Source organism: Euzebyales bacterium (assembly GCA_035461305.1).
Taxonomy (GTDB): domain Bacteria; phylum Actinomycetota; class Nitriliruptoria; order Euzebyales; family JAHELV01; genus JAHELV01.
Genome location: DATHVN010000129.1, coordinates 1 through 8,481, shown reverse-complemented (window position 1 = coordinate 8,481; position 8,481 = coordinate 1). Strand labels below are relative to the sequence as shown.

The following is an 8,481-nucleotide window of genomic DNA, read 5'->3' as shown; positions in this document are numbered from 1 at the left end:
CCGGGCCGCCACGGCGTCGGCGACACGTTGCCGATCACGCCGTAACCGTTGACCGCGACGCGGACGGGGGATGTCGTGAAGCTCATCGTGCGCTCCTCGTCATGCTCGGTTGACGTTCAGGAGGTCGCGCCCGCATGGCGCGGCGAGACCGGCGAGCCGGTGCCCTCGATCTCGCCGTCGGCGGGTTCGGGCAGACGCAGGCCCTTGAGCAGCAACGCGTTGACGGCCACGAGGAAGCTCGACCCCGACATCGAAAGAGCAGCCACCTCGGGACGCAGCACCAGTCCGAATGCGGGTTCGAACACGCCGGCAGCGATGGGCAGGGCGATCGCGTTGTAGCCGATCGCCCAGCCCAGGTTCTGGCGCATCTTGCGCAGGGTGCCCCGACCGATGGACAGCGCGACGGGCACGTCGAGCGGGTCGGAGCGCATGAGGACCACGTCGGCGGTCTCGATCGCGACGTCGGTGCCGGCGCCGATCGCGATGCCGAGGTCGGCCTGGGCCAGCGCGGGGGCGTCGTTGACGCCGTCGCCGACCATCGCCGTTCGTTTGCCCGCCTGCTGCAGGCCAGCCACCCTGGCTGCCTTGTCGCCGGGCAGGACCTCGGCGATCAACGTGTCGATGCCCAGTTGTGCGGCGATGCGCTCGGCGGTCGCCTGGTTGTCGCCGGTGAGCATGACCACCTCGACGCCGGCGTCATGCAGCGCGGCGACCGTCGCGGCGGCGGTAGGCCGCGGCGCATCGGCGATCGCGACCAGACCTGCCGCGTGCCCGTCGACCGCAGCAACGACCGCCGTGCGACCGCCCGCGGCCAGATTCTCACGACGCTCGGCCAGGGCGCCCATGGCGACGCCGTCGCGGTCCATCAGCCGGGCGTTGCCGACGGCCACGCGGCGGCCGTCGACGGTGGCGACGGCGCCGTGGCCGGGCACGTTCTCGAAGCCCTCGGCCCGCGCCGCCGGAACATTCGCGGCGTCGGCGTGGCGCACGATCGCCTCGGCCAGCGGATGCTCGGACTCGCGCTCGACCGCCGCGACCAACCGCAACAGCTCGTCCGGCGTGACGCCGTCGGCGACCACGACGTCAGTGACCTCCGGCTCCCCCTTGGTCAACGTGCCGGTCTTGTCCATCACGACCGTATCGACGCGGGCAGCGGTCTCGATCGCCGTGGCATGCTTGAACAGCACCCCACGCTTGGCGCCCAGTCCGGTGCCGACCATGATCGCCGTCGGTGTCGCCAGCCCCAGCGCGTCCGGGCAGGTGATGACCACCACCGTGATGGCGAACAGCACCGCCGTGGACAGCGACCGGTCCGTGCCCAGCGCCCACACCAGGAACGTCGCGGCCCCACCGATCAGGGCGACGAACACCAGCCAGAACGCCGCCCGGTCCGCTAGGCGCTGCCCGGGCGCCTTCGAGTTCTGCGCCTCCTGCACGAGCTCGACGATCTGCGCCAGCGCCGTGTCCAACCCGACCTTCGTCGCCCGCACCCGCAGTGCGCCGGTCGTGTTGATCGACGCGCCGATGACCTCGACATCGGCCTGCTTGGGCACCGGCAACGACTCGCCGGTCACCATCGACTCGTCGACTTCGGACACGCCCTCCTCGACGACCCCGTCGACCGGGATCTTCGCACCCGGGCGAATCAGCAGTAGATCGCCGACCACCACCTCGGCGGTCGGGATCTCCACCGGCTCGCCGTCCCGAAGCACGACCGCCATCGGTGGTGCGAGATTCAACAACGTACGGATCGCGTCGTTCGCGCCGCCACGGGCGCGCATCTCGAACCAGTGGCCCAGCAGCACGAACGCCGCGAGCACCGTCGCGGCCTCGTAGAAGACCTCCCCGCCGCCGGTCAGCGTGATCACCAACGAGTACAGCCATCCTGCGCCGATGGCAACCGCGACCAGCACCATCATGTCGAGCGTCCGGGACCGCAGTGCACGGACCGCGCCGTCGAAGAAGATCCATGCCGAGTAGAAGATCACCGGCAGGCTCAGCAGCAACCCGAACACGTCGTCGCGCAGCCCGAACGGCGCGGGCGCCGTGAACCCCAGCACCTCACGGCCAATCGGCGACCACAACAGGATAGGCACCGAGAACACAAGGGCGACCAGGAACCGGTTACGCATGTCGGCGACCATCGCGTCCATCGACATGCCCGCGTCGCCGCCGTGACCCATCGCCTCCGCCGCGCTCCGGAGCCTCTCACGGTCGTCGTCGGCCTCGGCACCCTCACCCTCAATGGGCACGCAGACGTGCGCCGGGATCGAGCGGCCCGCGCAGTGGAACCCACACTCGGCCACCCAGTCACGCAACTCCGCCACCGAGGCGTGGTCGGGGTCGAATGTGACGTTGGCGGTCTGCGCCACCGGGTTGGCCTCGACCTCCAACACCCCCGGCCGACGCGACAACGCCGCCTCCACCACCGCCTTCTCACTCGCGCGCAGCATCCCAGACGCCTCAAGCACCACCCGCTCGGGGGGACGCGTCCCACTCGTCATCTGGCCGCCTTCCAATGAGTGTCCAGCACTCGTCATCGTCTCCGAAGTCCCGTCGGTCGGGGCGCAATGCCGACGCGGACGCCGAAGTCCCACACGCTGCCGACTCGTCGTGCTCACGTACCTCCACCACCCCACGGTGTCATATTACTACAGAGTCGTAGTAGCATGACGGGCGGAGGCCTTCTGTCTGATCGGTGGCGTATGAAACGCGGCGGGCGTCATGTGTCGGGCAATCCTGCGGTGCGTTCGAGTGGCACGGTCGGGGCGAACCGTGAGCGGTTCAGCGAAACGCCCGACCAGTTCAGGGTGCGCGTCCGTCGCGACCGGGCCGCCGGCGGAGCAGGCGTTGCGCTGTCGGTCGTGGTGCTGGTCCTGAACTACATCATGGAGCTGGCGCCGTCGCTCAGGCCGCTTCTTCGTGGCCACTCGGAACACTACTTCCTCGCCGCGCTGCTCATGGGCGGAGCATCGGCCTGGATCGCGTTTCGACCTGGGCACCACGCGTCGAAAGCGCCGGTGAGTCCGACCCTGCACGGCCACGCTGTGCATGACGGCGAACCGGCGAATGCGACCTGAGTGTCGAAGGGCCCTTCGGCTGTGCGGAGCAACGCCGAAGGCCCGCTCGGCACCTCGACCGGTGCGGGTGGGCCCCGTTGGGCATTGCGCCAGACGTCGCCGGGCCTGGGTCGTCAGCGGACGCCTGACCTGCCCCACGTCGCGTGGATCTCACTGCCGTTGGTCAGCGACGGCCACCGTGACCCATGGCGACCGACATCACCGACATCATCACGACGCAGCCGACCACGATCGCCACAGCGCCGATGCCTGCGTAGCCGGTCACGACCAGTCCGACAGCTACCGCGATGACCGGCGCACAGCAGGCGATCATGATCCAGTGAAGCCAACGGACGTCCTTGTTCACCAGATCGGCCGGCGCGGACCGAACCGTCCCCATGTCGCGGGAGACGCCGACACGATCACGTGCGTCGGCCTCACTGGGGAGTGGTGATCGATGCGCTGTCACGGTGTTCTCCTTCGTGGGGCCTATCCGAGCTTCGGTTGCGTCGGTAGCGATGCGGCGCCGGCTCCGAGAGACGAATCCCGAGTCTACTATCCGACCCCACCAGGGGTGGAGTGCCGAAGGTCCCGACGATCGTGCCCGACGGTCCCCCGATGGGTCGTCGAGGGGTTTGTGGCGGCGGCGGCTGACCGGCTCAGTGGACCCAGCGGGAGATCAGACGAGCCGCAAGTGGTTCGCGGATGTACTACCTTTGTGTAGTAGATTTGATTCTGGCGATGCGGTAGGAGGTGCATGACACACGGGGGGACGGGCAGGCACGCCATGACTCATTGCCAGCGCCACTTCCTGGCCGCCGTCGCCGGGGTCGGCGCCACATCATCGAGCCTGGCGAGGAGCGCGCCCGCGTGTGGCGCGAGATGACCGACGAGCTTGGACGGGCGCCGACCGCCGACGAGGTGCGCCAGCGGTTTCGCGCCGTCGACGGTGGCAAGCGCGAGCCGGGCAGCCGGCGGACCGTCGAGATCGTGAACCGGCCAATGACCGGCGCCGAGCGCGACCGGCTCCGGGCGCACGCTCCCGCCGGCTCGGACCTCCGCGTGCGCGAGGCTGTCGCCGCCGAACGGGCGAGGGCCGAGCGCGCCGAGCTGCAGTGCCGCATCCTCGAGGACCGGCTCGCCGGCCGCCCGCTCGACGGCGACGAGCTGGCGCGTGCGCTCGACGTCGACCAGCTGGCGCGGGCGTTCCTCGACGCGCTGGAACGGGACGACCCGACCGACGAGCGCGCCGAGCTGATCCGCGCGCTAGTCGACTGGCGCCGCGAGCGCCGCCGCCGGGGCAACTGACCGACCGGCTACCCCTGGCCGGCGGCACGGCTCGGCATGTCATGGCATCGGCATGGCCCGGACGGCACGGCGCCGTCGCCCTGGGAGCCTGGACCCCGCCCCTGGGGCGACCTGACGGCGGGGGTACGTGCGTACCCCTGGGCTCGAGCTCGACGGCGTCATACGCGATCGGGCAGACTGTCGCGCATGTTGGTCGACCGCCACCGCGAGCGCGTGGGGCAGCTCGCGACCCCGATCATTGGCATCCCTGACGCGCCGCCGCGCTCACCGAGGTGCGAGATCGTCGAGCGCGATCGGCGCCCTCGCCGGGACGCTCGGCGCTGCTGGAAACACGACACGGACCGCATGGTGACCCGCCGTCGCGTGGTTGGCGGTCGGCCGGTCGGAGGGCGACGGGTCGGGTCCGGCACCGCGCCACGGGTTCCGGGGCGCGGGGTCGGACCGTCCGCGCGGGGGCCCGATGACCCCCTGTTCGCGGGACAGGGGCCGATGTTACGATCGCGGCGCTGCCGACAGGAACCGGACGCCATCGTGATCTGAGCGCAGGCCCGTCCCCGAGGTGGGCCATTCGTCGCACTCGGCTGATCACGGGGCGGTTCGCTCCTGCGGCGCGGTCGGAGCACCTACGTCGGATGGAGCGCCCGCATGACCCACGAGCGTGATCTCACGCAGGCGGAGATCGAGCACCGACGCTCCGAGGCGGCGGAACGCGAGGCCCGACGTCGGGCCATCATCGAGCGGCCGCGCTACGAGGGCCTCCAGATCGCGCCCGACGTCGACTTCTACCCTGAGGTCGCCGACCGCGAGCCGGGGGACCGCAACATCCTCCGGTGGGGCTTCGATCTGCACCCGCACGTGTCCTTCTGGGCGGCGGGCATCCTGCTGGTGCTGCTCACGGTCACCCTGCTTGACCCGGCGGCCATGGAGTTCTTCTTCACGGGCCTGCGCGACGGGATCAACGTCAGCTTCGGCTGGTTCTACATCCTGTCGGCGAACATCTTCGTGCTCACCGGCCTGTTCTTCGCCTTCAGCCGCTTCGGCAAGATCCGGATCGGCGGGCCGGACGCGCGGCCGGAGTTCAGCACCGGCGCGTGGTACGCGATGCTGCTCTCGGCCGGCATGGGCATCGGGCTGATGTTCTGGAGCGTCGCCGAACCGGTGTTCCACCTCACGGCACCGGCGCCGGTGTTCAACGTCGAGCCCGACACCCCGCTCGCCGCCAAGGCCGCGCTGGCGACCACCTTCTTCCACTGGGGCATCCACCCCTGGGGCATCTACGCGCTGGTCAGCCTCGCGCTGGCCTTCTTCGCCTACAACCGGGGCCTGCCGCTGACCTTCCGGTCCGTGTTCTACCCGTTGCTTGGCGAGCGGGTCTACGGGGCGTGGGGCAACGTGATCGACGTCCTGACGGTGCTCGCCACGCTGTTCGGGCTGGCCACCTCGCTCGGCTTCGGCGTGCAGCAGGCGGGCGCCGGGCTGGAGTTCCTCTTCGGGTGGCCGAACACGCCGGGCTTCCAGGTGCTGCTGATCGTGATCATCACCGGGATGGCCACCATGTCTGTCGTCGCGGGCCTGGACGGTGGGGTCAAACGGCTCAGCCAACTGAACGTCTACCTCGCCGGCGGGTTCCTGCTGTTCATCGTCGTCGTGGGCCCGACGCTGTTCCTGCTGTCGGTGTTCATCCAGAGCATCGGCTTCTACGGCCAGGTCCTGCCCGAGCTGTCGTTCTGGAACGAGGCGTTCAGCGAGCCAGGGTGGCAGGCGGGCTGGACCGTCTTCTACTGGGGCTGGTGGATCTCGTGGTCGCCGTTCGTCGGCATGTTCATCGCCCGCATCTCCAAGGGCCGCTCGATCCGTGAGCTGATCCTCGGCGTGGTCATCGTTCCGTCGATGCTGTCGTTCCTGTGGATGTCGGTGTTCGGAGGCTCGGCGGTGTACCTGCAGCTCGAGGGCGTCATCGATCTGGCGACGGCCGTCAACGAGGACGTCGCCACCGCGCTGTTCGTGATGCTCGAGGCGTTCCCGCTGACCCAGGTCACCTCGGTCGTCGGGGTGCTGCTCGTGGTGTCGTTCTTCGTGACGTCATCGGACTCCGGGTCGCTCGTCGTCGACCACCTGACCTCGGGCGGGAAGCTCGACTCGCCGAAGCCCCAGCGCGTGTTCTGGGCAGTGATGGAGGGCGCGATCGCCGCGGTGCTGCTGCTCGGCGGTGGCCTCGGGGCACTCCAGGCGATGGCCATCGCCAGCGGCCTGCCGTTCGCGGTCGTCCTGCTGGTCATGTGCTGGAGCATGTACACCGCGTTCGACGAGGAGCTCGACCTGCTCGAGGAGTACTACGATGCGGCGCTGTTCCGCCGGCGGCACCCGACGCTCGTCGGTGGCTCGACACCGCCGGGGGGCGACGGATGACCGGCCGGTGGGGCGGGCTGATCGCGTCGACCGCGGTGCTGGTGCTCCTGCTCGCCGCGTGCGGACCGGCGGAGGTCGGCGGCGGTGACGGCGACGGCGGTGGGCCGGCGGCCGGCGGCGGCGAGCCGCAGGAGGCACGGACCGTCAGGATGGCCCGCGCCACGTGGGACACCGGCTTCATGCAGGCCGCCATCTACCGCCAGCTGCTGACCGAGCTCGGCTACGAGGTCTCGGACCCGGCCGAGGCGACGCTCGACGCCAACGTCTTCTACCCCGCGCTGGCCCGCGGGCAGTACGACCTCTGGGCGAACGGCTGGTTCCCGCTGCACGACATCTACCTCGAGCGTGAGCTGTTCACCGGCGAGCAGGACCGGCAGCCGGTCACGCCCGTCGGGTACGAGGTCGAGGCCGGAGCGCTCCAGGGCTACCTGGTCGACGCCGCGACGGCCGAGGAGCTGGGCATCACCAGCATGAGTGACCTCACCGATCCCGAGGTGGCGGCCACGTTCGACGACGACGACGACGGCCGGGCCGACCTGATCGGCTGCAACGAGGGGTGGGGCTGCAACGGGGCGATCACCGAGCACATCGAGCAGCTCGACTGGGGCGCGAACGTCGAGCAGGTCGTCGGTGCGTACCCGGACCTGATCGAGGACGTGGCCGCGAAGGTCGAGGCCGGGCAGCCGGTGCTGTTCTACACGTGGACGCCGAACTGGACCGTCGACGTGGTCGTGCCCGGCGAGGACGTGGTGTGGCTCGAATCGCCGGCACCGCCCGGCACCGACGCCACGACGACCGTCGAGGGCCTGGAGGGGTGCGCCACTGGCGCGGGGTCGTGTGACCTGGGCTGGCCGGCCAACGACATCCGGGTCGTGGCCAACGACGACTTCCTGCGCGCCAACCCCTCGGCGCGCACGCTGCTCGAGCTGGTCGAGATCCCGCTCGAGGACATCGGCGAGCAGAACGCCCGGATGCATGCCGCACGCGACAGCTACACCGAGGCGGACATCGTGCAGGACGCCGCTGACTGGATCGACGCCCACCGCACGACCGTCGACGGGTGGCTCGAGCAGGCGCGGTCGAGCTGACCGCGCCGTCCGGCCGGCGGATCCCATGGGGCACCTGCAGGCGATCGCCGGTCCGGCGTTGCACAATCGCCGTGCAGCCGACGACCGGAGAAGGGCCAGATGAGCCGCCAGCAGAGCCTGCTCGACGCGGCGGACGGCGAGGGACGCGGCGTGCGGGCGGTCAACATCGTCGACCGCATGCAGCAGGCGTTCCTCGACTACTCGATGAGCGTGATCGTGGGTCGCGCGCTGCCAGACGTGCGCGATGGGCTCAAGCCCGTGCGGCGGGCGGATCCGGTACGCCAATGTGGGAGGCGGGGCTGCGGCCCGACCGGCCGCTGCGTGGAGTTGACGCACTCAGCCTTAGCGACACTGCAATCCCGACAGCAGTTATTGACGAGACCGAACGCGCGCGACTCTCGAGGCAGATTCCTTCACTCTTCAACCGCATGCGTCGGAGGCGGGCTCCCTAGTTACTTCCCCCTGAAATAGTTGCGGGTCGGTAGGCCGCTGACCTGCGGTTTTGTGGTTGTGCCTGCCATGGTTGTTGGTCGAGTGCTGCGAGAATGCCCGTGGTGTCGGCGTGACCAGGGGCTTTGGGGATGGTGCTGCGGACCACCAATGATCAGGCGACGGTG

At 69.9% G+C, this 8,481-nt stretch carries 6 protein-coding genes; 4 read left to right on the top strand and 2 right to left on the bottom strand.

The genetic code is table 11. The annotated features are described in order from the left end of the window. Positions 1-116 precede the first annotated feature (116 nt). Positions 117-2,453: a heavy metal translocating P-type ATPase gene (locus tag VK923_11970; protein ID HSJ45390.1), complete on the bottom strand. Its 2,337-nt coding sequence runs from the start codon at positions 2,451-2,453 to the stop codon at positions 117-119. Between the two features lie 216 nt (positions 2,454-2,669). Between VK923_11970 and VK923_11965 the strand changes: the two genes are divergently transcribed. Next, positions 2,670-3,080: a hypothetical protein gene (locus tag VK923_11965; GenBank protein HSJ45389.1), complete on the top strand. Its 411-nt coding sequence runs from the start codon at positions 2,670-2,672 to the stop codon at positions 3,078-3,080. 163 nt (positions 3,081-3,243) lie between these two features. Here the strand turns inward: VK923_11965 and VK923_11960 are convergent, their stop codons facing one another. Beyond that, positions 3,244-3,528 (bottom strand): hypothetical protein, encoded by a 285-nt coding sequence (locus VK923_11960; protein HSJ45388.1) that lies wholly within the window; start codon positions 3,526-3,528, stop codon positions 3,244-3,246. Positions 3,529-3,929: 401 nt separating this feature from the next. On the opposite strand from VK923_11960, the gene VK923_11955 reads away from it, so the two are divergent. The 3 genes from VK923_11955 to proX all read left to right on the top strand — a co-directional run bounded on the left by VK923_11955 (position 3,930) and on the right by proX (position 7,864). Beyond that, positions 3,930-4,367 (top strand): hypothetical protein, encoded by a 438-nt coding sequence (locus tag VK923_11955; protein ID HSJ45387.1) that lies wholly within the window; start codon positions 3,930-3,932, stop codon positions 4,365-4,367. A 645-nt stretch (positions 4,368-5,012) separates the two neighbouring features. Next, positions 5,013-6,776: a BCCT family transporter gene (locus VK923_11950; GenBank protein ID HSJ45386.1), complete on the top strand. Its 1,764-nt coding sequence runs from the start codon at positions 5,013-5,015 to the stop codon at positions 6,774-6,776. Then, the gene (gene proX, locus VK923_11945) at positions 6,773-7,864 is read left to right on the top strand and encodes a glycine betaine/L-proline ABC transporter substrate-binding protein ProX (protein HSJ45385.1); all 1,092 of its coding nucleotides are present in this window, start codon (positions 6,773-6,775) and stop codon (positions 7,862-7,864) included. Before VK923_11950 ends, proX begins: the two co-directional genes overlap by 4 nt. The last annotated feature ends 617 nt before the right edge of the window (positions 7,865-8,481 follow it).